This window comes from Priestia sp. SRI_019, from assembly GCF_057586255.1.
The window spans coordinates 921,317-943,663 of sequence record NZ_JBYCZN010000002.1 but is presented as its reverse complement, the minus strand read 5'-3'; the positions used below and the strand labels follow the sequence as shown (position 1 = coordinate 943,663).

Sequence of the window (22,347 nt, the reverse complement as noted above, 5' to 3'; positions counted from 1 at the left end):
ATAAGAAATCTATTATTTTTACCGTTCGTTTAAGTTTAAAGATGACATATAAACGTCCTCTAAAAACATAGACTTTAACGAACTTATTTTCGTAATAATATAAATATTAATTTAACTTAATTATAAAAGTACAAAAGAAGGAGCATCATCTAAATATATATAGGAAACTCATAAGAAGAGTCTTTAACTTATAAAAAGTAAAGACTCTTTTTGTATTTGCTTTATTTAAGATAATTAAAGTAAAATTATTATTTATTTAACCTTGTTGATTTAGAAGTAAATTGCTCTTTACTTTTAAATAAGTTAACTCCATAACCTGCAAGACCTCCAATAATTGCAGGGAATATCCAACCTAATCCAATATGGTAAAGAGGAAGATAGTAAGTAAATAATTGGTCAATACCAGGGATGTGTAAGCCAAAATCATTTAATCCATCTACCAGGCTTACAACAAATGTTAAGAATAGGCTACCTTGGTATACTTCAGAGCATCCTTTAAATAAAGAATGAAGGAAAGTCAAAAAGATTAGAACAATTGCTAATGGATAGAGCACTGTTAAAACAGGTACTGAAAAAGAAATTAAATGATTTAATCCAACATTTGCGATGATTGCGCTAAACACGGATAAGCTAATCGCAATTTTCTTATAAGAAATAGAAGGTAATAATTTATGGAAATAAGAAGAGCATGAAGTAATAAGCCCTACGCTAGTTGTCAGACAAGCTACTGTGATCATTAAGCCTAACAGTAAACCTCCATATTCTCCAAAATAATAATCAGAAACTTTCGCTAACACCGTACCACCATTATCTAAATGCCCAAGCTTTTCTACACTTGAAGCGCCCATGTATGAAAGAGCAGAATAGATAGTTGCAAGAATAATAGCAGCAATTCCTGTAGCTTTTAGGCAAACAGTTATAATTTGCTTCTTTGTTTTAGCGCCTTTTTCTTTAATTGCATTGATAATAATGATTCCGAAAACGAAAGATGCAAGAGTATCCATTGTTAGGTATCCTTCTTGGAACCCATTGAAAAAAGAGTTTGTTACATATTTTTCTGTAGGTGCTTGAAATTTTCCAATAGGATGAATAAAAGCTACTAGAACTAGAATTCCGATGAATGTTAATTTAATTGGCGTTAAGAATTTTCCGACAATATCGACAATTTTCGCCGGATTGAGAGAAAAAAAGCATGTAATACTGAAAAATATAATAGTAAACACGAGTAAAGCCATAGAACTAGAGCCTTCAGAAATGAAAGGTTTAAGTCCGATTTCAAAAGAGACGTTACCTGTTCGTGGGATAGCAAATAAAGGTCCAATAGCTAGATAAAGAACAGTTGTAAATATTAAACCAAAGATAGGATGTACGCGACTTGCTAATGATTGTAAATCTTCCTTTCCGGAGAATCCAAAAGCTAGTACACCAAGTAAGGGTAAGCCTACTCCAGTAACTAAAAAACCCGCATTTGCTGACCAGATATTTGCTCCCGCTGACTGACCAAGCATGGCAGGGAATATTAAATTTCCAGCTCCAAAAAATAATGCAAATAACATTAAACCAATGATTACTATAAAAGAAAACGGTACTTTGTTTGACACGGTGAAACCCCCATTAATAATATTCTTCATAAAAAATTAAATTTTCAGACAACTTAAACTGTAAATAACTTATCTTTTTTGTATTATAAACAGTCAAATTACATATTTCAATATAAAAAATAAACTTTTTTAATAAAATTTTAAAAATTATCAATCTTCCGTTCATTATCCATTATTAAAATAAAAGTAATATTAAAAATCCAGATTTTTATTCAAAATGCGTACGCTAAGTGAGTCAATAACGGTTTTTTTTAAAAAAATTTATAAATCATATTCTAATCGCGTATACTATTCTTTTAATTAATTTGATTGAATGATATGCAAGTAAGTCAAGAAAGTTTGTAAATATAGTACTACGAAACTTATAAAACTTTTTAATATCAGCTAAACATCTGAAAGGAAAAAGTAGTTGATTTATTGCTTCAAGAAATGGAGTATTCTAAGTCTTATAAAGAACGCTTACTTTTATCTCCTGAGCTAGTAATTTGACAATCAACAGCTTATCTCTAGACATAGTACTTTTCTAATGTAAAATCACTGTCTAGAATCACAAACGTTTCTGTTTCCTTAAAGACCTTATTAACAAATTAATTAAGGTCTTTTTATCTTTTCTTTTTGAAGCCAAAACTCATCATATAAGCTATTAATAAAGAGATAAAAGCAGCAAAACTAATTTTTATGTAAGAAACCTCTAAAGCCCAAGGACCATATTTTTTTATATTTAAACGATACATAGACCACCACTGTCCATTTTCACCTTTAAAAAATGAGAAGATAATCCATAAAAGAACTAAAAACAAAAACCATGATGAAAAGATAATATAATTAGGCATTTTTCTATTCATAGGTCACCCCTCCGTTCTTCCCGTTTATATGTGATGCTCTTTTCACTTATTATAGTAACAATAATCGGGAAAAATTTAGAGTTTTTTATTGAATAAAGAACGTTTGTTCGTATATAATAGAGAACAAACGTTCTTTATTCAAGGAGTTATTCCAATGGATTATGAATATCTTCCAAACAGAGTCATTATTTGTATTGATATGAAGGCATTCTTTGCTTCTGTTTCATGCGTGATACGTAGGCTAGATCCATTAAAAACAAAGTTGGCAGTTGTAGGAGATACAAAGCGGTCGGGATCAGTTGTGTTAGCTGCCACACCCTTATTAAAGAAAGAAGGGATCAAAACAGGCAGCCGTCTTTTCGACATTCCTAGAAGGAAAGATATCCATGTCGTAAACCCATCCATGAAAAGGTATGTCAAGGCCTCGAACTATATTTCTAGTTTAGTGTTACAGTATGTCGCTCCTGAAGATTTCCATGCATATAGCGTTGATGAGTTGTTTATTGATGCGACAGCTTCTTTACATTTATTCGCTCGTACACCAGACGAATTAGCCCGTAAAATCATCAACGAGATTTATCGTAAAACACGGCTTACAGCCACGGCAGGAATCGGTCCGAATCTCTTACTGGCTAAGGTGAGCTTAGATCATGAGGCCAAGAATAGCCCAACAGGGGTTGCTTATTGGCGATACGAAGATATTCCTTTTAAGTTATGGTCGATTCACCCAATGAAGGATTTCTGGGGAATCTCATCCGCTACGGAAAGACGCTTAAATCGTTTGGGCATTCACTCCATCAAAGAACTCGCTCTTTCTTCTGTAGAGATGTTACGTAAAGAATTTGGTGTCTTGGGAGAAGAAATCCACCAACATGCAAATGGAATTGATTTTAGTCGCATTTCTGACGTGTATATTCCGAGCTCTCGATCATTCGGGAAGAGTCAAATTCTGTTTCGATTTCGAGACTATACAAATCGAAAAGAAGTGGAATTGTTGCTATTAGAGCTGTTAGATGATGTGTGCTTTCGTTTACGTATGCATCAAGTCGTGGCACAAACTATTCATTTATCCATTGGCTACAGCAAACAAACAGGTGGCGGCTTCTCAAGACAAAAGAAAATGGGGCGGGCTTCGAACCTAAGTCAAGATATCTTTCCTTATTGTTTAACCATACTACACACGTTTGATAGCGGAATGCCCATTCGATCGATTGGAATTTCTTTATCGAACACGAGTATTCAAGAAGAAGAGCAAATGAGTTTATTTGAAGATATTGATCAGCGTGAAAAAGCCTATGCCCTTGCTAAAACAATTGATGAAATACAGATGCGTTATGGGAAGAATAGCGTTTTGCGAGCTTCAAGCCATCTCAAGCATTCAACAGCTCGTTATCGAAACGGCCTTTTAGGAGGTCATAAAGCATAAAGGAGGAAGATGATATGCAAAACAGAGGAATGAAAAAGTGGCGACCATTTGCCACTATGCCAGAGCAATACAGAGGATTACAAGAAGTTATAAAAAAGCACTCAGAAATACCTCAACCTTTTTTAACAGAAGATCAAATGGAACAAATTAATTTTACCTTGATCGAAGCGCTCCATACACATAAAAAAGTATACCTTACGTATTACAAGCACGGGCAATGTATAACGGAAACAGGCGTTATTCAATTTGTAGATTCCCTTGGAGGTTTATTTGTATTTATAGATGAAGGATGTAAGCAAACGGAAAAAATGAGGTTAAGCGAGCTAATGGATGTTCGTTTCGTGTAGTAGAAAATAATAAAACAGTTTATTTACATAAGATTTCCATACATAATTAGTATAAGCTTAAAAAGTATTTAATCATTTTTCATAGATTCATTTAAAGATGTTATATAAGGAGGCTCCTAATATGAAGCAGGTTTGGACTGAGTTTGAGCAGTGGTTGAAAATACATCGACCGGAAGCAGTAGGAACGCTTAATGAAGCTGCTACTGAAGCAGAAATTGCAGAGGTTGAACAAAAGATGGGCCTAACATTCCCCAAAAACCTTAAAGACTGGTTAATGATACATAATGGACAGCGTGATGAATATATAGCAGCTATCGACAATTATACGCTACTACCTTTAGAGGAGATTCTGTATACGTGGCAAACATTAAAAGAACTTTTAGAGGGAGGAGAATTTGAAGATTTTCCAGAAATTGAACCTATTGGACCAGTAAAAAAAGAATTTTGGTGGAACCCACGTTGGATTTCGATTGCCACGAATGGAGGAGGAGATGATATTTGTATAGACTTGGATCCTGATGAAGGAGGGAGAATTGGCCAAATTATCACCTTTTGGCACGATTGGGAACAGCGTGAAGTAATAGCGGACAGCTTAGAGGAATGGGTAATAGCCACGATAAATCATACAGATCATTAAAGGGGTGAAGTAAATGATAAAACCTGATATAGAGAAAATCTATAAAATTCTCAAAGCACTTCCAGGTACGTCGGTGAAAGTAGAATTTGAAGATGAAGTGGGAGAAATTCTTTCTACTCCTTATTATATCTACCTTAAAAGCGAGTTTCTAGACGGACAATTAGGTTACAGAGAAGATTTAGAAGCAAATTCCCTTATAGGAAATCAAGAAGGAGATTGGCAAGAAAACTGGTTTGTCATAGGGTATGATGAAGAAATAGGCGGTGACCCGCTCTTTATTGATATAGTGAATGTAGATTACCCAGTTTTTACAGCTGAACATGGCATGGGCGAATGGGAAGCTTTAGAAATGTATGATTCTCTAGAAGAGTTTGTAGAAGATGTTACTTAATTATTGCTTCGTTAAAAGATTTTGATAAAAGTACGGCTAGAAGAGGACAGATAGTAGTTTAGTATATACCTAACTGTCCTCTTTTTTAGTACCTATTAAACTTAGAAAGAATGTAGAGGAAGGGACTGATGGTAGGAATCGATTTCTGTATTACCGATATACGAAGGCGCAAAGGCATTCATATCCTTTGCGTTCTTTTATCGTTGAATACTGCTAACAATTGAATAGTATATGGCTACAATGATCAAAAGCATGCCAATAATGTATAAGGTATATCTTAAAGTGTTGGTCATAGAGATATTCACCTTTCTAATTTAATTCTAATTCAACAAATTTTTATTAGTTTGTTTAACCACAGAAAATATGATGTACAAAAAGGGGAGATTGTTCTTTTGTTTCTTAAAGAACCTATTCATTACGGTAACTAGAGTTAGTATTTTCATTCCCGTATAGGATAATCCAAATTTAGCTATATTAAGTTGTAGTGCCGAAAAAGATTAATACATATGAAAAATTCTTAAAAGGTGGATGTTATATGCTTGATTCTAAAACGATTGAAATTGTCCAATCAACAGTGCCAGTTTTGAAAGAACATAGTAAACAAATAGGAAAGAGATTTTATGAATTGTTATTTGAAAAAGCGCCAGATTTGTATAATATGTTCAACCAAACGAATCAAAAAAGAGGGATTCAGCAGGAAGCATTAGGCTATGCCGTGTATGCTGCTGGGGAACATATTACAAACTTAGAAGCCATTAAACCTGTAATTAAACGAATTTCACAAAAACATCGTGCGATAGGGGTAAAGGCAGAACAATATCCAGTCGTTGGTGAAACCTTACTTCAAGCAGTAAAGGATGTTTTAGGAGATACAGCTTCAGATGAGATTATTGAAGCATGGGGAAAAGCGTACGGATATATTGCCAATGCTTTTATTGAGCTAGAAGAAGCTCTCTACGAAGAGACAGAGAGTCAACATGGAGGTTGGGAAGGATATCGAAGCTTTTATATAGATAAGAAGGTAGAAGAAAGTGACAATGTAACATCTTTTTACTTAAGAGCTAAAAATGAGAAAGGAATTGCCTCTTATAAAGCAGGACAATACCTTACATTAGCAGCAAATGTTCCGGGAGAGAAATAAGTTCTCAGCTCCCGCTGGAGATTTTGTACTTGATCACAGTGAACTTCCCGTTGTGCTAATTAGTGGAGGTATAGGTATTACACCTTTGCTTAGTATGCTGAATACCATTGTAGAAAAACAACCTACACGTAAGGTTACCTTTCTTCATGCAAGTATTAATGGGAAAACGCATGCTTTTAAAGAACATGTGGCTCAACTAAATAGAAATAACGAAAATGTTACCTCCTTCGTCTGTTATAGCTCGCCTAATCAAGGGGATCGACTTGGTACTGATTTTGATAAAGAGGGTTATATTGATTTAGAATTGTTACAATCCGTTGTTCCCTCAAAAGAAGCTGTCTTTTATTTCTGCGGATCGATTCCGTTTATGGAAGCTATTCTTAAAGCACTACATAGATGGGATATACCAAACGAACGTATTCATTACGAGGTATTTAGCCCTGTAGCCATTTTAGGAGAAAAATAAAGAAGTAATTGTTGCCAGTAAACAGAAAATGTTCGATTAAAACACACGTACTGTTTAAATAAATATGCTGTAAAAAAGCACTCATAAGCGTGCTTTTTTACTTTGCCCTAAGGAATGATTCTACAAACGATCATGATACATATAAGTATTTCTACACTCTCTGCGTACAAAAAACTGGAAAAAATTCTCTTCGGTAATTTATAATAGTAGAAAACTATGTCGAATCCTAAATATTGGAGAGATTACTATATGAGAAGAATACTCCCTTTTATAATTTTTACCATTTACTGCATTCCATATGTTTATTTATCTATGCGAAAGGATTTTGAAGATGATTCAAAGGTAAACTATATAATCATGGCCATAGTTACACTAGCACTGTCTTATCTAAGTGGGCTTATTAGAGCGGATTTATCACTTATTTTAGGAAATATAATTTCTTTTAGTACTTCATATTTTTATAACGCATTAAGGCTTCCTGATTCTAAATGGGAGAAATATTTTTCGCCCTTTAATTCTGTCGAACAAGTAGTACTCATAAGCCTTGCAGCGCTAGTGCTGCAGGTAATTATTTATACACTTGCTCGAAAACGAGCGAAGAGATACATTCGTAATACTATGGTTTCGGAATAGTTCAAAAAAAGAGAGTTAATCATCTAATGAGCTAGACTCTTCAGGTGACCAAATGAAAGAAGGGTTAAAATGAGGAGAGCTGCTGAAGTTTTATCCTCTAAAAAGAAAGTGTTAAATGAGGAAGATCAACAAATCCTTCAAACGTGTACTTACCTGCTTTAAAAAGGATATGAATCAATTAGATAAGTTAGTTATACAACTTTTAAATATGTAACCGCAAACAAAAAGGTATGTATTTCTCTTCCTATTTTAATTATACCATATAAAAAAACGCCGATATAGACTGTTTATTCTCATTTACTGCTGGTAAAATCAATAAAACATTACTGGTTAGGAGAGATGTTGAATGAACTCTTTAGTTCTTAGCTTTCAAGAAATAAAAGATACACAGCTTTCACTTGTTGGAGGAAAAGGCTTAAATTTAGGGGCGTTATCAAAAATTCAAGGAATACAAGTACCGGAAGGGTTTTGTGTGACAGCGGCCGGGTATCAAAAAGCTCTTGAACAAAATGAAACGTTTCAAGCGTTACTGAATCAGCTGACGATGCTAAAAGCAGATGATCGAGATCAAATTAGTGAAATTAGCAAAAAAATTCGCCAAATCATTCTGGAAATAAAAATTCCTTCTGACGTTGTAAAAGCAGTTATTCATTCTCTCTCTCAGTTTGGGGAAGAGCATGCTTATGCCGTTCGTTCAAGTGCGACTGCTGAAGATCTGCCACATGCTTCTTTTGCTGGTCAGCATGACACCTATTTAAACATCAGAGGCAAAAAAGCTATCCTTGAGCACATTAGCAAATGCTGGGCTTCCCTGTTTACAAATCGCGCGGTAACCTACCGGATTAAAAATGGATTTGATCATAGTCAAGTGCACGTATCGGTTATTGTTCAACGAATGGTTTTTCCCCAGGCTTCAGGTATTTTATTTACCGCTGACCCAATTACTTCTAACCGAAATCTGTTATCAATCGATGCAGGCTTTGGACTTGGAGAAGCGCTAGTGTCAGGTTTGGTCTCTGCCGATTGCTATAAAGTAAAAGAAGGCGAAATCGTCGATAAAAAAATAGCAGCTAAAAAGGTAGCTATTTACGGATTAAAAGAAGGCGGAACAGAAACGAAGGAAGTTCATTTCGATCTGCAAAAAACGCAAGCGCTCACTGACTCTCAAATTTTACAGCTAGAACGCGTTGGCAGACAGCTTGAAGCTTACTTTGGTTGTCCTCAAGATATTGAATGGTGCTTGGCTGATGATACATTTTATATTGTTCAAAGTCGTCCAATCACTACTTTATATCCAATTCCTGAAGCACATGATCAGGAAAATCGCGTTTATGTATCTGTTGGACACCAGCAAATGATGACCGATGCCATGAAACCACTGGGATTGTCTTTTTTTCTGTTAACGACTAATGCATCGATGCGTACAGCCGGTGGAAGGCTGTTTGTTGATGTCACCCCTATGCTGGCTTCACCTAACAGCAGAAAAATGATATTAGGCGCCATGGGACAACATGATCCGCTCATGAAAGACGCACTTACAAGCATAATAGAGCGAGGAGACTTTATAAAACCTTTACCAAATGATCAAAGTTCTGGTAAAAGCAAAAAAAGCGTGCCGCCTACGAAGCCTAAGGCACAAATCGAAAACGATTCGACAATCGTTTCTGACTTGATCAAGAAAAATCAAGCATCAATAGAAGAGCTAAAGCAAACCATCCAAACGAAATCTGGTTCGGAATTAGTCGATTTTATTTCAGAAGATATCGGGACATTAAAGAAGATTTTATTTGACCCACAAAGTACAGCTGTGTTTATGGCCGCTATGGATGCTTCATCGTGGATCAATGAAAAAATGGAGACGTGGCTAGGTGAAAAAAACGCAGCAGACGTGCTTTCTCAATCCGTACCAAACAATATTACTTCAGAAATGGGTCTGGCGCTATTGGATGTCGCAGATGTGATTCGTCCTTATCCAGAAGTAATTCATTATTTAAAACATGGAAAAGATGATCATTTTTTGGAGAAACTAGTTAAGTTTGAAGGCGGAGAGAAAACTCAAGACGCTATCTATGATTATCTCAGCAAATACGGAATGCGATGCCCCGGCGAAATCGATATTACGAAAACTCGCTGGAGCGAAAAACCGGCTGCACTTATTTCTGTGATTCTTGGTAATATTAAAAACTTTGAGGCTAACGCTAGCAAACAAAAATTTAACAAAGGTCTGCAGGAAGCCTTGAAAAAAGAGCAAGAGTTATTAAATCGATTAAAGCAATTGCCGGATGGTGAACAAAAAGCTAAAGAAACAAAAGAAAAGATTAATCTCATACGGAATTTTATCGGTTATCGTGAATATCCCAAATACGGCATGATTAGCCGTTATTTTGTTTATAAGCAGGCTCTGCTGAAAGAAGCCGCGCAGCTTGTAAAAGCGGGCGTTATTTCTGAAACAGAAGATATCTACTATCTGACGTTTGACGAACTTCAAGAAGTCGTGCGCACACATAAAGTGAATGATCAAATCATCACCAAGCGAAAAGAAGAATACCAATTATACACAAAGCTAACACCTCCGCGTGTCATCACGTCTCATGGCGAAATTGTTACAGGTGCGTACAAACGAGAAAATCTTCCGTCCCAGGCAATTGTAGGTTTACCGGTTTCTTCAGGAGTGATAGAAGGGCGCGCGCGCGTCATTTTAAACATGGAAGATGCTAATCTATCAGAGGGAGATATATTAGTCACTTCCTTTACTGACCCTAGCTGGACCCCGTTATTTGTAGGGCTAAAGGGGCTTGTTACGGAAGTTGGTGGACTGATGACTCATGGAGCAGTCATTGCACGTGAATATGGATTGCCAGCGGTTGTCGGAGTAGAGAATGCTACTCGTCTGATAAAAGACGGACAGCGAATTCGCGTACATGGAACAGAAGGGTATATTGAACTATTGTAAAAGCTAAAGATGCTTGCGCTGTTTTTCTTCTTTTTACCTAATTAATAGATGAAAATTTGTCTAGATTCCTATACGTATCTTCAGTCAATACAAAAAGGCAGGCCATTATAACGGCCTGCCTTTTTCATATTGGTGAACCAGTAGAACGTCAAATGCTGACTTTCTTTACAGCCGACTGCTGCACATGCTCCATAAACAGTTTGAACAAGTTTAGCATTGAAGTATGTTCTTTTGCCATCATTTCTGGATGCCACTGGACGCCGACTACAAATTGCTCTCCTTGTTTTTCAATGGCTTCAATAACTCCATCTTTTGCCCATGCAGAAACTTCAAAACCTGGCGCTACGTCTTTAATAGCTTGATGGTGAAATGAATTAATAAGAGCTTGATTACCGTAAAGGTCATGCAGGCGTGTTCCGTCTTTAATCATGATGGAATGAGAAGGGTCGCTTGTATTGTTGTATTGATCATGTTTGATAAATGCCTCTTTAATGTCTGACATATCTTGATAAAGAGTGCCGCCGTAAGCAACGTTTAAAATTTGTAAGCCGCGGCAAATTGCTAACACGGGCTTTCCTTGATCGATCACATGCTTTAACAATAGCTGTTCAGACTGATCTCGTGCTAAAAAAGGTGAACCCGTTTTGGTTGTCGGTTCTTCTCCGTATAAAAGGGGATTAACGTCTTGTCCACCTGATAAAATCAACCCGTCTATACTTTCTGCCTGCGCTTTAATCATTTCTTCGTCTTTTAGCACTGGCAAGATGAAAGGAACTCCGCCGCTGAGCGCTGTTGATTCGATATAGTCGTTATTCACATACGCTCGCTTATAGCCTGGAAAGCGTCCTCCTTGATCCACAATAATGCTTCCTGATATACCAATTAAAAATCCCACTGTTGTTTTCTCCTTTTTTGTTAAATTACCATTTCTTGAAATGTTTTTTCTTTTGTAATGCGCTGATAAAGTGTTCTCAACCGCTTGCTCTATAAGAAATAAATGGTTCTTTTGTTCAACTATTATACATATATACCATATTTATTTAATAGAAAATGGTATAATAGCCTCTGTGTGTCAAAAATACTAATTGCCAAAGGTAGAAGGTAGTGCTACAATTGTTCACATTCCTACTATTCTTCTTATTATAGTCGGATTAAAATTTTATACAAGGAAATAGGAGTGATTTTAGTGAAAAGGACTTATTTACTTTTCATCTCTCTTTTAACCATTGTCCTCATGGTAGCAGGGTGCAGTGGTAACGCAAGCAAAAATTCTTCAAATGAAAAAGAAGGAAAAGAAGGCGGAACGCTAAACGTCGCGTCTCAAAGTGAGCCAGCAACGCTAGATGCTCAAATTACTGGGGACTCAGATGTGAAAGACGCAACGCGCAGTATCTACGAAGGACTAATGATTTTAGACGACAAAGGAAATCCTAAGCCTGACTTAGCGTCTAAAGTAGATATTAGCGATGATAAAAAAACATACACGTTCCAATTAAGAAAAGGGGTTAAATTCCATAATGGTAAAGAAATGACTGCAGATGACGTTGTCGCTTCTATTAACCGCTGGATTAAGCTATCATCCCTTGGAAAAACAAACTTCTCTGGTGCTGAAATGACCAAAACCGGTGATTATACGGTAGAACTTCATTTACCATCACCAAATGTTAACACGCTTTCTTTATTAGCTGATCCAATCCCCGCAGCAGCTATTTTACCAAAAGAAGTGGTTGATAATGCATCTGATGAAGGGATCAAAGACTACATAGGAACAGGTCCATATAAAGTAAAAGAATGGAAGAAAAATCAATATCTTTTATTAGAGAAATTTAAAGATTATTCTTCAAAAGGCCGTGAAGTTAAGAAAACTCCTCACGTCGATGAAATTAAGATTAGTTTCGTAAGCGATGAGTCAACTAGGATTTCTGGTATTACAACCGGACAATTTGACGTTGCGCTATCTGTATCAAGTGATAATGCCAAACAAGTTGAAGGCAGCCAAAATGCAAAAGTAGAAACATCACCAGGCGGATTTATGGGACTTTTCTACAACGCAGATAAAGGCGTCTTTAAAGACATCGATGCACGAAAAGCAGTTAACGCAGCTCTTAACTCAAAAGATATCTTAGACAGTTCTTACGGCAGCTCAGATTATTACAAGCTTTCTTCATCCATTGTGAACAAAGAGTATCCAAATTACTACAGTACAGCTGGAAAAGAAGAATACAACCAGCATGATAAGAAAAAGGCAAAAGAATATTTGAAGAAATCTGGTTATAACGGGGAAGAAATTCGCTTAATGGCGTCTCGTGATTACCAAGATCAATACAATACAGCTGTTGTTGTTCAACAAGAATTAAAAGACATCGGTATGAATGTAAAACTCGAAGTATACGACTGGGCGACATTCAGCGATAAAATGAGTGATACAAGCCAATGGGATATCTATCCTGTTGACTGGAACGCTCGTTCTACTATCTTCCAAGGATTCTGGACTACAAAAGGTACATCAGTTGAAAAATCAATGGACTACTTAAACAAAATTAAAGCTGCTCCTTCTGTTAAAGAAGCTCGCGGTGACATTGATGCAATTCAGCAATACGTATGGGACGAGCTTCCGTTTACGCTTATTGGTCATAAAGTGAACATCAATGCCGTTTCTAACAACGCAAAAGGCTATGAGTATAATTTAGGTCCAATTTTCTACAATATGAGTTTAACAAAATAATATCTTATTAATCTAATAAACAGAGGGCTTATGCTCTCTGTTTTAGAAAGGAGTTTACGATGGGAGCTTATACACTTAAAAGACTTTTTGCACTAATTCCTGTTTTATTCATTGTGTCTATTGTTGTGTTCTTAATTACGCGCTTAACGCCTGGGAGTCCCGCAGCAATCATTTTAGGACAAGGCGCAAGTCCGGAACAAATTGCAGCGCTGAGCAAAGAAATGGGATTGGATGAGCCTGTTATTAATCAATACTTTATCTGGCTATCTAACATTTTTCACGGAGATTTTGGCTATTCTTACTTTTTAAATAAACCTGTGCTCGGGGCAATTTGGGATAATGTAGGTCCTACGGTTTCTCTAGCTATACTCGCGCAAATTTTTGGTGTGGCGTTTGCTTTACTATTTGGTATATATGCAGCTAAACATAAAGGAACGATTCGTGATGAAAGCATTATGGGAGCCAGCCTTTTAGGTATTTCCATTCCTAGCTTTCTTCTCGGTTCATTCCTTATTTTGCTTTTTGCGGTACAGCTTCGAATTTTTCCTGTTTCAGGATACGTTCCGTTAAATGCTGGATTATTTGAGTATTTAAAGTACTTAGTTTTACCAACGATTACGCTTGGAGCAATTCAAGCTGCATTAATTACGCGTATGACGCGTTCATCTTTACTCGATACCATTTCTGAGAACTTTGTTAAAACGGCAAAAGCAAAAGGATTAAATGAACGCACAATTATGCTCAAGCATACGCTGCGCGTGAGTTTTTTACCGATTTTAACAGTTATCGGAGAATCATTTGCGGGACTTGTGACCGGAGCGGCGGTAACAGAATCATTATTTAACATTCCAGGGCTAGGTCAGCTGATTGTTTCATCAATTGAACGCCGTGATTACGCACTCATTCAAGGAGCCGTACTTTTAATTACGGTTGCTTATGTGGTCATCAATTTAGTTGTTGACTTGCTGTATGCCGTGATTGATCCGCGTGTACGCAATTCTTATCATGATTAAAGGAGGGTGATGAATGTGAACGCACAACAAAATACAGAGACCATTTCAGTAACTGCAAAGAAAAAAAGAAACCCAGCGGCAGCGCGCTTTTTCTCAAATCGTTTGCTAGTAAGAGGAGCGATACTTATTTTATTATCTATTTTGATTGCTGTTTTTGCTCCGCTCATTTCTCCTTTTGGCAGCTTACAAATCGATCCTGCAAATCGATTAGCACCGCCGTCAAGCACGCACTGGTTTGGAACGGATAACTTTGGACGAGATGTATTTAGCCGGACAATGTACGGCGTCAGAATATCATTAATGATTGGAGCCGCAGTAACGATTATTGCTACTGTACTTGGTTTAATCGTTGGACTTCTATCTTCTTATTATAAAATTCTTGATTATATTTTAATGAGAATTTGTGACGGCTTGTTTGCTTTTCCATCTATTTTACTGGCAATTGCCATCATGTCTGCTTTAGGACCTAAAACAAGCAACGTTATTATCGCACTGAGCCTTGTATTTGTTCCTTCGATTGCGAGAATTGTTCGTTCAGCTGCGCTTGTTGTAAAAGAAAAAACGTTTATTGAAGCGCTAAAAGCTCAAGGAGCAAGCTCACTTCGAATCATTTGTTCTCATATGGCGCCAAACGTCTTATCGCCTTTAATTGTTCAAGTAACATACGTGTTTGCCGTAACGATTTTAACTGAGGCTTCGCTAAGCTTTTTAGGAGCCGGGATTCCTGCGCCGACACCGAGCTTAGGAAATATGCTGTATGACGGAAAGCTTGCGATTTACAACGCGTGGTGGATGACCGTGTTTCCGGGTGTATTCATCATTTTAATTGTACTTGGCCTTAATTTATTTGGTGACGGTCTGCGCGATTGGCTAAATCCGAAAAACGTAATGCTGAAGAAAAGGAGGAAAAAACGTTGAGTAACGCCCTTTTAAAATTAGAAGACCTACAAGTAACTTTTACAACGTATAGCGGAGAAGTAACGGCTGTTGACAATGTATCTCTTCAATTAAATAAAGGAGAAGTATTAGGGATTGTCGGTGAATCTGGATCTGGAAAAAGCGTAACGTCCGAATCTATTCTTCAGCTATTAGATGAAGACCTAACAAGCTACGACGGCAAGATTTTGTTTGAAGGAAAAAACTTATTAGACATGTCTTCAAAGCAAATTCAGAAGCTAAGAGGAAACGAAATCTCAATGATTTTCCAAGATCCAATGTCGTCATTAAATCCCGTTATGCCAATTGGAAAACAAATTGCTGAAGTGATTCGTCTGCATCAGAAAGTCTCCAAAAAAGAAGCGGAAAAGAAAGTCGTAGAGCTTTTGAGACTAACTGGCATTCCGTCTCCAGAACAGCGAGCAAAAGAGTATCCGCATGAAATTTCCGGTGGAATGAGGCAGCGCATTATGATTGCGATGGCTTTAGCCTGTGAGCCAAAGCTTCTGATTGCCGATGAGCCAACAACAGCTTTAGACGTAACCATTCAAGCGCAAATCCTTGACCTCATGATGGATTTAAAAGAAAAGCTCAACATGGGCGTGCTTTTCATCACTCATGATTTAGGCGTTGTAGCTAATATTTGTACAAAAGTAGCCGTGATGTATTTAGGACAAGTGATGGAAGAAACGGACGTTAAAACGTTGTTTTCAAAGCCGCTTCATCCTTATACAATGGGTCTAATTAAGTCGGTTCCTCACTTAGATGGGGACAGAACACAAGAGCTTTCGTCCATTCCCGGAACGGTGCCGCCGCTTTCAAACGTGCCAGACGGCTGTCGTTTTGCACCAAGATGCCCATTTGCAACGGAAAAATGCCATAAAGAAGTACCTGTTTTAGAGCATGCCGATGATACGCATCGCATTCGATGCTGGCACTATGAAAAAATTCAAGAGGGAGAGGTTGCGTATGTCTAGTGAAGCAAAGCAGCAAAGCGCCAAGCCCTTGCTTGAAGTTCGCAACCTGCAAAAATATTATCCGGTTCGTTCTGCTTTAGGGAAAGCGAAAGGCCAAATCAAAGCAGTTCAAGATTTATCCTTTGATATTTATGAAGGCGAAACGTACGGATTAGTAGGTGAATCTGGCTGCGGGAAAAGTACAGCAGGGCGCACGCTTTTAAAATTAGTAGAACCAACGGGCGGAGAAGCACAGTTTAATGGAGAAAGTATTTTCGAATCTAAAGCATCACGCTTACGAACGATTCGTAAAGATTTACAAATGATTTTCCAAGATCCGCATACTTCTCTTAATCCAAGAAAAAAAATTGGTGCTTCCATTCAAGAAACATTAACAATTCATAATGTAGGCGCAAAAAGCGAACGAAAGCAGCTTGTCATTGAGTTATTAAAAAAGCTTGGATTTAACGAAGAAGATTACAACCGCTATCCGCACGAATTTTCAGGGGGGCAGCGCCAGCGCATAGGCATTGCGCGTTCATTGATTTTAAACCCAAAGCTTATCATTTGTGATGAGCCGGTTTCAGCGCTGGACGTATCCATTCAAGCACAAATCTTAAACTTACTGCGCAGTTTGCAAAGAGAAATGAAGCTGTCATATCTCTTTATCTCCCACGATTTAAGCGTCGTAAGACATATTGCAGACCGCGTTGGCGTGATGTATTTAGGAAGATTAGTAGAAGAAGGGCCAACAGATGAGATCTTTTCAAATCCTCGTCATCCTTACACAAAACTTCTTTTATCATCTGTCCCGGCAATTCACGAACATGAAAAACGCGAAAAAATTGAGGTTAAAGGTGAAATTCCTTCTCCTCTTAATCCACCTTCAGGCTGTGCGTTTCATAAAAGATGCCCGTTCGCATTTGACCGCTGCATGAAAGAAACACCTGAAGATACAGTGATTGACAGCCATCATAAAGTAAAATGTCATCTTTATAGTTAAGGTGAAAAGCTGTGGCGATAGAGAAAACAAGCGTATTGATGCAGCAGCATAATTGAATAAATAGAAATGAAAAAGTCACTAGTGCCTCTAGTGGCTTTTTTGTGTGAAAATAGCGGATTTAAAGGGTGGTGAAAAGTCATTATTCAGCGTATTAGATTCATTTTTATATAAAAGATATGAACAGTCTTTACTAACCTACCTATCCTAATATATGGAGATATAAAAACAAAACGTGTTATGATAGTATCGGTGATAATTATGGGTAAAAAAGCAGATAAAACGAATGTCATGCGAATTTTAGATCAGAAAAAAATTGAGTACAACTACTATTCTTATGACACTAAAAAGCTGAGTGGGGTACAGGTAGCTACTTCGCTCGGAGAGGACCTTGCTAAAGTCTTTAAGACACTGGTGACCGTAGGGAAATCAAAAGAACATTTTGTCTTCATGGTACCGGTTGAAAAGGAGCTTGATTTAAAGAAAGCGGCAAAAGCAGCTGGTGAAAAGTCTTTGGAAATGATTCCTCAAAAAGAACTGTTGCCTCTTACAGGATATGTTCACGGAGGGTGTTCTCCTATCGGAATGAAAAAGCAGTTCGAAACCTTCATTGACTCTACAGCAGAAAACTGTGAAACGATTTACTTTTCAGGTGGACGTGTAGGTCACCAAATACAGTTAACGTTAAGTGACTTATCAAAAGTAATTCGCATAGGTTTAGCAGATATCACAAAAGATAGTTGAAATGCAGTTCCCTTGAGCGAAACGCACTCCGACATGAGCGTTTCGCTTTTTTAGTTCCCTTAATTACTGTCTTTTTATCTGTTAAAACAACAAAGTAAAAGTAAAAATATAGAAAAAATGATATTATATAGTTAATGTTTAGAAGCTTTATAAAAGGACTAGGAGGAAAATAAAAATGATTAAATCCATTATTGGTGGGTTCGTCTTATCTTTTATTCTTTTAGTAGCATGTACAATAGCTAACGTAAATTCAGAAACAGTATTTTTGGCAGTGTTCATTATACTAGTAGGGCTAGCCATTATTATATCTGGAGCAGCTGTAAGCGGTGATCGAATGAGAGCTAATCTGGCCGCGGAATCAAAAACAGACAAGAAGTGGAGAATTAGAAATTCTATAAACTTCATGTTAGCTGCGGCTCCAGTTCTCGGCGTATTTCTTCTCATTCATTATTTTGTATAGTCATTTTCTTTCATAATAAGGGCAAGCAGCAAGATCCCTAAGAAACAAACTAATTATTAGGTAATAGGGGGAAAGAGGAGCTAGTATGAAAGAAATCACTTCATCTGCGGTAAGTCCGTCCATAAAAAAACTGTTATCTTATGCAGCTTTAGAAGAGAAGGTTGATGAAGAATATAAAAAATACGTTTGTTTGCCAAGTCGGAAATTGTACAGTATGGAAGTAAACGAAGAAACCGTTAGTTGTATAGGAGTTGAACTTCTTAACTCCAAAGAAGCTGTTATAAAACATATAGCTGTTTTACCAAGAGAAAGAGGTAGAGGAATAGGAAGCAGCATGATTAATTTTCTTTGTAAGAAACATGATATACATTCTGTTTTTGCTGAGACAGATATAGAGGCAGTAAACTTTTATTCTAAGTTTGGTTTCCAAATAACAAGCTTAGGTGAAAAATTTCTCGGGATAGAACGCTTTTTGTGTGAATTTAAAATCAAATGAGCCAAATTAAGGTCGCCCATGTAACAAAATTACAGAGCATCCATGATTGTATATATAATAGAGGACAAGATTAAAATTCGATAATTACCTTAAATTTAGGTTAGAGCTTAGTACAAGTTACGTTTATTCTACATATTATGTAAATGTAAGCAGCTTACAGTCACAAGTTGATAAGAGTATTTTCTTAACCGTGTTCTCACTGAAAGAACATGTTTTTTTTCTGTTTGTCATATAAATTAGAAAGTCGAACTTTGTAAAATTTTTGTATAAATAATTAGAAAATATTATATTTTCTAATAAATCAATAGTACAATATATAAATAGAAGGGAGGATTAACACTACATATGTAATAGACAGCAGCCGCTTTTAAAACCGCTTATTTTGTTATCTATAAATGATATTGAAATGAATTATCCAACCTTTTTTAAGCGCTCTCATTATATAAGTAATTGGTTGAATAGGTTTTATAGAAAGCAATACAATCTAGCTGTTTAAAAAGATTTGCTGGTAAATTACTTACTACTTCATGTTACAGGAGAACCAACATTAAACACTCAAAGAAAAGAGGGATCACTCATGGCTCATACCAGTGAAGCTGCAAACAACAGGCGTGTTACAAGTAATATTTTTAAAGGATCTGTTGGGAATTTAATTGAATGGTACGATTGGTACGTTTACTCTGCTTTTGCCGTCTATTTTTCATCGCAATTCTTCCCGGAAGGTGATTCAACAAGTCAGCTGCTTAACACAGCGGCAATCTTTGCTGTCGGTTTCTTAATGCGTCCAATCGGTAGTTTATTAATGGGGCGCTACGCGGATCGATATGGTCGTCGGGCTGCGCTTACCTTATCTATTACCATTATGGCGAGCGGTTCTTTTATTATCGCTTGTACTCCTAACTATGGCACCATAGGATTATTATCTCCTATTATTCTAGTACTAGCGCGTTTGCTGCAAGGAATCTCCTTAGGAGGAGAATACGGAACTTCTGCAACTTACCTTTCTGAAATGGCAAGCAGCGGGCGAAGAGGATTTTATTCAAGCTTTCAGTATGTGACGCTTGTTGCTGGTCAGCTGGTGGCATTAGGTGTTCAAATTATTCTGCAAAACGTTCTTAGTGAAGCAGATATGATTTCATGGGGTTGGCGTATTCCTTTTGTTATTGGAGCAATCGGCGCGCTAAGCGTTTTATGGCTGCGCCGTACGATGGATGAGTCAGAGCAATTTTCTAAAATGGACTCTGAAAGCCGTGAAAATGCAGGGACAATTAAAGCACTTATGAAGCATCCTAAAGCGGTGTTGACCGTTATTGGCTTAACATTAGGAGGAACGGTTGCGTTTTATACGTATACAACGTATTTGCAAAAATTTATGGTAAACAGTGTAGGACTAGATAAAGGGGTCGTAAGCTGGATTAACTTCTGTGCGCTGCTTGTATTTGTTGTTATTCAGCCAATAGCAGGTATGCTATCGGATAAAATTGGACGCAGACCTCTGTTAATGAGCTTTGGTATTTTGGGAACATTGCTGACTGTACCGCTGTTTCTTTTTATGAAACAAGCACATAACCCAGTCATGGCCTTTTTATTAATGACAGTTGGACTTATTATTGTAACAGGTTATACATCGATTAACGCTATTGTAAAAGCTGAGCTTTTCCCAACAGAAATTCGAGCTCTTGGTGTAGGATTACCGTATGGACTTACAGTTGCCATATTTGGAGGCACAGCAGAATTTATCGCCCTATGGCTAAAAAGTATTGGCCATGAATCAATTTTCTTTTTCTATGTAGCAGGGTGTATTGCCATCAGCTTTCTTGTTTATTGGCGTATGGGAGAATCCTCTAAAGATTCATATATAGAATCTGAGCTCAAGAAAGAGGACAAAGGAGACAATGTACCGCCAAATAATATCAGTTTTTAATTTTGGTTAAATAAATAATCGTTTGATAACATAAAAAAGGACGGGCTTTTATAGCCAGTCCTTTTCTAGTATTCCGCGCGTATACATGTATTAAACGTACTAAGTGACTGTTCTTGCTATAGAATTCTTTTTTCTATAGTTTTGCATTATGAATTTGTACGACTAAAGCATGAATAGGAAAATGATTACAGTCGCATAAAAAAGATCAGCGCCATAATAAAAGGATTATTTTGTGATATAACGAAATAAAGAGTATATACATCAGAAATAGAGAGAGGGTAAACTTCATGAATACTTTATATTCCTTTTTTACGAACCCAGTTTTAACTGCTTCTAAGTTTTTAATAGAATTGCAGAGCGTGTTCTTTCAACCTATTTGGAAACAGTATAATTATGATGATTATTTTACCTACAAGGTGTATGTTCCGAGTACATATACTGGGTTAAGTAAAGTACCATTAATCGTTATGCTTCATGGATGCCAACAAGATGCAGATGATTTTGCTGCAGGTACGGAGATGAATAAGCTAGCGGAAGAAAGAGGCTTTATTGTTCTCTATCCTCAAATGAATTACTTTGCTAATTCCAACGGATGCTGGAATTGGTTTTATGAGTATAACCAGTTTCGCGGTAATGGAGAGCCAGACATAATAAAAGATATGATTGATCACATAACCGCTAAATATGCTGTTGATTCTGCTAATATATACCTTGCTGGTATGTCAGCTGGAGGCTTTATGGCAAATGTGATGGCTATTGCTTATCCTGATGTATTCAAAGCAGTAGGCATTCATTCAGCAGGCAGTAATGCGTATGCCGTAGACCTCATCACAGCTGGAGAAGTCATGCTATACGGCTCTTTAAATCCTGAGCTTGACGGTGATGAAGCTTATAAAAAAATGGGACCTTATGCACGGCCTGTTCCCATCATTACGTTTCATGGTCAATCAGATACAACAGTCCATCCAATTAATGCGTCTACATTAATTCAGCAGTGGATTTATACATATAAGAATTTCGGTATAAACCTACATGAAAATGCTGCTTTTTATACGTCACAAGACAACGGAAAGCATTATAGCTACATAATGTCTGACTACATAGATGCAGGAAATAAAATCTGGATGAAAAAAATTATGGTAGAGGATATGGGGCATGCATGGTCAGGAGGAAATGACAATGGATCAGATACTGATTCAAAAGGTCCTAATGCTTCAAAAATGATGTGGGATTTTTTTGAAGCACAGAACGATTAGATAGAGTATGAACGAGCGATCAAGACGTACTACTAAATAACATCAGCCTTCATTTTTTTGAAACAAATAATTGTCTACCAACAGCAAAAAAGGATCTTATCGAAAGATCCTTTTTCTGTTATCAACGAAAATTTTTTAACAGGTAGCTTCAAACCGATTTAACAATACATCGAGATCCTGACTGATTTTAATCGTATTACTACTTGTAAACCCTTCTTCTAGGGCAATCATCATCATCATTTTTCGTATAAATTCTATCTTTATCAGCAGTAGTCTACATTTGAAACACATTAAGTTTCCTCCACTTGCCACGTCATTTTAAAGGCTTAAATTGTTGAATTATTTATGTAAAAATGGTTCCAATTTAAAAATAGAACCTAAAAAATATAGTAACAAA

19 protein-coding genes and 1 pseudogene are annotated in these 22,347 nt (G+C 36.8%); 16 read left to right on the top strand and 4 right to left on the bottom strand.

The genetic code is table 11. The features are described from left to right. Window positions 1–248: 248 nt before the first annotated feature. Together brnQ and AC2YJL_RS15060 are read right to left on the bottom strand one after the other, a co-directional pair. Window positions 249–1,601, bottom strand: coding sequence for a branched-chain amino acid transport system II carrier protein (brnQ, locus tag AC2YJL_RS15065; protein ID WP_251567862.1), 1,353 nt, complete (start codon window positions 1,599–1,601; stop codon window positions 249–251). 602 nt (window positions 1,602–2,203) lie between these two features. Further along, complete coding sequence (locus AC2YJL_RS15060) at window positions 2,204–2,446, bottom strand: hypothetical protein (RefSeq protein ID WP_369360724.1); 243 nt, start codon at window positions 2,444–2,446, stop codon at window positions 2,204–2,206. A gap of 154 nt (window positions 2,447–2,600) precedes the next feature. On the opposite strand from AC2YJL_RS15060, the gene AC2YJL_RS15055 reads away from it, so the two are divergent. From AC2YJL_RS15055 to ppsA, 6 genes and pseudogenes are all read left to right on the top strand, one after another. Continuing rightward, window positions 2,601–3,872 carry a Y-family DNA polymerase gene (locus AC2YJL_RS15055; RefSeq protein ID WP_251567863.1) on the top strand — a complete coding sequence of 424 codons (1,272 nt, stop codon included), beginning with the start codon at window positions 2,601–2,603 and terminating at the stop codon, window positions 3,870–3,872. Between the two features lie 14 nt (window positions 3,873–3,886). Continuing rightward, complete coding sequence (locus tag AC2YJL_RS15050; protein ID WP_230932397.1) at window positions 3,887–4,219, top strand: YolD-like family protein; 333 nt, start codon at window positions 3,887–3,889, stop codon at window positions 4,217–4,219. Between the two features lie 121 nt (window positions 4,220–4,340). Then, window positions 4,341–4,856 carry an SMI1/KNR4 family protein gene (locus AC2YJL_RS15045; protein ID WP_195696256.1) on the top strand — a complete coding sequence of 172 codons (516 nt, stop codon included), beginning with the start codon at window positions 4,341–4,343 and terminating at the stop codon, window positions 4,854–4,856. Window positions 4,857–4,869: 13 nt separating this feature from the next. Then, a complete protein-coding gene (locus tag AC2YJL_RS15040; protein ID WP_369360720.1) occupies window positions 4,870–5,247 on the top strand; it encodes an SMI1/KNR4 family protein in 378 nt (125 codons plus the stop codon). Window positions 5,248–5,782: 535 nt separating this feature from the next. Continuing rightward, window positions 5,783–6,854, top strand: a pseudogene (locus AC2YJL_RS15035) (globin domain-containing protein). 979 nt (window positions 6,855–7,833) lie between these two features. Further along, window positions 7,834–10,440: a phosphoenolpyruvate synthase gene (gene ppsA, locus AC2YJL_RS15030; protein ID WP_369360719.1), complete on the top strand. Its 2,607-nt coding sequence runs from the start codon at window positions 7,834–7,836 to the stop codon at window positions 10,438–10,440. Window positions 10,441–10,588: 148 nt separating this feature from the next. Here ppsA and AC2YJL_RS15025 read toward each other — a convergent pair whose 3' ends face one another. Next, window positions 10,589–11,335, bottom strand: a complete 747-nt coding sequence (locus AC2YJL_RS15025) for a gamma-glutamyl-gamma-aminobutyrate hydrolase family protein (RefSeq protein ID WP_028408913.1) — start codon at window positions 11,333–11,335, stop codon at window positions 10,589–10,591. Between the two features lie 291 nt (window positions 11,336–11,626). Between AC2YJL_RS15025 and AC2YJL_RS15020 the strand changes: the two genes are divergently transcribed. From AC2YJL_RS15020 to AC2YJL_RS14975, 10 genes are all read left to right on the top strand, one after another. After that, window positions 11,627–13,165 (top strand): ABC transporter substrate-binding protein, encoded by a 1,539-nt coding sequence (locus tag AC2YJL_RS15020; RefSeq protein WP_251567867.1) that lies wholly within the window; start codon window positions 11,627–11,629, stop codon window positions 13,163–13,165. 59 nt (window positions 13,166–13,224) lie between these two features. Beyond that, a complete protein-coding gene (locus AC2YJL_RS15015) occupies window positions 13,225–14,178 on the top strand; it encodes an ABC transporter permease (RefSeq protein ID WP_050691645.1) in 954 nt (317 codons plus the stop codon). A 9-nt stretch (window positions 14,179–14,187) separates the two neighbouring features. Further along, complete coding sequence (locus AC2YJL_RS15010) at window positions 14,188–15,096, top strand: ABC transporter permease (protein WP_369360714.1); 909 nt, start codon at window positions 14,188–14,190, stop codon at window positions 15,094–15,096. After that, window positions 15,093–16,091: an ABC transporter ATP-binding protein gene (locus tag AC2YJL_RS15005; RefSeq protein ID WP_195694512.1), complete on the top strand. Its 999-nt coding sequence runs from the start codon at window positions 15,093–15,095 to the stop codon at window positions 16,089–16,091. The genes AC2YJL_RS15010 and AC2YJL_RS15005 overlap by 4 nt, the downstream gene beginning before the upstream one ends. Next, window positions 16,084–17,073, top strand: a complete 990-nt coding sequence (locus tag AC2YJL_RS15000) for an ABC transporter ATP-binding protein (RefSeq protein WP_195694511.1) — start codon at window positions 16,084–16,086, stop codon at window positions 17,071–17,073. Before AC2YJL_RS15005 ends, AC2YJL_RS15000 begins: the two co-directional genes overlap by 8 nt. A 258-nt stretch (window positions 17,074–17,331) precedes the next feature. Continuing rightward, window positions 17,332–17,814 (top strand): Cys-tRNA(Pro) deacylase, encoded by a 483-nt coding sequence (gene ybaK, locus AC2YJL_RS14995; protein WP_098249963.1) that lies wholly within the window; start codon window positions 17,332–17,334, stop codon window positions 17,812–17,814. Window positions 17,815–17,989: 175 nt separating this feature from the next. After that, window positions 17,990–18,274 carry a DUF5316 family protein gene (locus AC2YJL_RS14990; protein ID WP_195694510.1) on the top strand — a complete coding sequence of 95 codons (285 nt, stop codon included), beginning with the start codon at window positions 17,990–17,992 and terminating at the stop codon, window positions 18,272–18,274. A gap of 85 nt (window positions 18,275–18,359) precedes the next feature. After that, the gene (locus tag AC2YJL_RS14985) at window positions 18,360–18,770 is read left to right on the top strand and encodes a GNAT family N-acetyltransferase (RefSeq protein WP_195694509.1); all 411 of its coding nucleotides are present in this window, start codon (window positions 18,360–18,362) and stop codon (window positions 18,768–18,770) included. Window positions 18,771–19,347: 577 nt separating this feature from the next. Continuing rightward, window positions 19,348–20,694, top strand: coding sequence for an MFS transporter (locus tag AC2YJL_RS14980; RefSeq protein ID WP_195694508.1), 1,347 nt, complete (start codon window positions 19,348–19,350; stop codon window positions 20,692–20,694). A gap of 287 nt (window positions 20,695–20,981) precedes the next feature. Continuing rightward, window positions 20,982–21,950: an extracellular catalytic domain type 1 short-chain-length polyhydroxyalkanoate depolymerase gene (locus AC2YJL_RS14975; protein ID WP_195694507.1), complete on the top strand. Its 969-nt coding sequence runs from the start codon at window positions 20,982–20,984 to the stop codon at window positions 21,948–21,950. Between the two features lie 135 nt (window positions 21,951–22,085). Here the strand turns inward: AC2YJL_RS14975 and AC2YJL_RS14970 are convergent, their stop codons facing one another. Continuing rightward, window positions 22,086–22,241, bottom strand: a complete 156-nt coding sequence (locus tag AC2YJL_RS14970; RefSeq protein ID WP_016763750.1) for an aspartyl-phosphate phosphatase Spo0E family protein — start codon at window positions 22,239–22,241, stop codon at window positions 22,086–22,088. Window positions 22,242–22,347 lie beyond the last annotated feature (106 nt).

Coding starts and splice junctions, on each gene's coding strand:
- AC2YJL_RS15060 (WP_369360724.1), bottom strand. CDS start 2,446: ATGAATAGAAAAATGCCTAATTATATTATCTTTTCATCATGGTTTTTG.
- AC2YJL_RS15055 (WP_251567863.1), top strand. CDS start 2,601: ATGGATTATGAATATCTTCCAAACAGAGTCATTATTTGTATTGATATG.
- AC2YJL_RS15050 (WP_230932397.1), top strand. CDS start 3,887: ATGCAAAACAGAGGAATGAAAAAGTGGCGACCATTTGCCACTATGCCA.
- AC2YJL_RS15045 (WP_195696256.1), top strand. CDS start 4,341: ATGAAGCAGGTTTGGACTGAGTTTGAGCAGTGGTTGAAAATACATCGA.
- AC2YJL_RS15040 (WP_369360720.1), top strand. CDS start 4,870: ATGATAAAACCTGATATAGAGAAAATCTATAAAATTCTCAAAGCACTT.
- ppsA (WP_369360719.1), top strand. CDS start 7,834: ATGAACTCTTTAGTTCTTAGCTTTCAAGAAATAAAAGATACACAGCTT.
- AC2YJL_RS15015 (WP_050691645.1), top strand. CDS start 13,225: ATGGGAGCTTATACACTTAAAAGACTTTTTGCACTAATTCCTGTTTTA.
- AC2YJL_RS15010 (WP_369360714.1), top strand. CDS start 14,188: ATGAATGTGAACGCACAACAAAATACAGAGACCATTTCAGTAACTGCA.
- AC2YJL_RS15000 (WP_195694511.1), top strand. CDS start 16,084: ATGTCTAGTGAAGCAAAGCAGCAAAGCGCCAAGCCCTTGCTTGAAGTT.
- ybaK (WP_098249963.1), top strand. CDS start 17,332: ATGGGTAAAAAAGCAGATAAAACGAATGTCATGCGAATTTTAGATCAG.
- AC2YJL_RS14990 (WP_195694510.1), top strand. CDS start 17,990: ATGATTAAATCCATTATTGGTGGGTTCGTCTTATCTTTTATTCTTTTA.
- AC2YJL_RS14985 (WP_195694509.1), top strand. CDS start 18,360: ATGAAAGAAATCACTTCATCTGCGGTAAGTCCGTCCATAAAAAAACTG.
- AC2YJL_RS14980 (WP_195694508.1), top strand. CDS start 19,348: ATGGCTCATACCAGTGAAGCTGCAAACAACAGGCGTGTTACAAGTAAT.
- AC2YJL_RS14975 (WP_195694507.1), top strand. CDS start 20,982: ATGAATACTTTATATTCCTTTTTTACGAACCCAGTTTTAACTGCTTCT.
- AC2YJL_RS14970 (WP_016763750.1), bottom strand. CDS start 22,241: ATGTGTTTCAAATGTAGACTACTGCTGATAAAGATAGAATTTATACGA.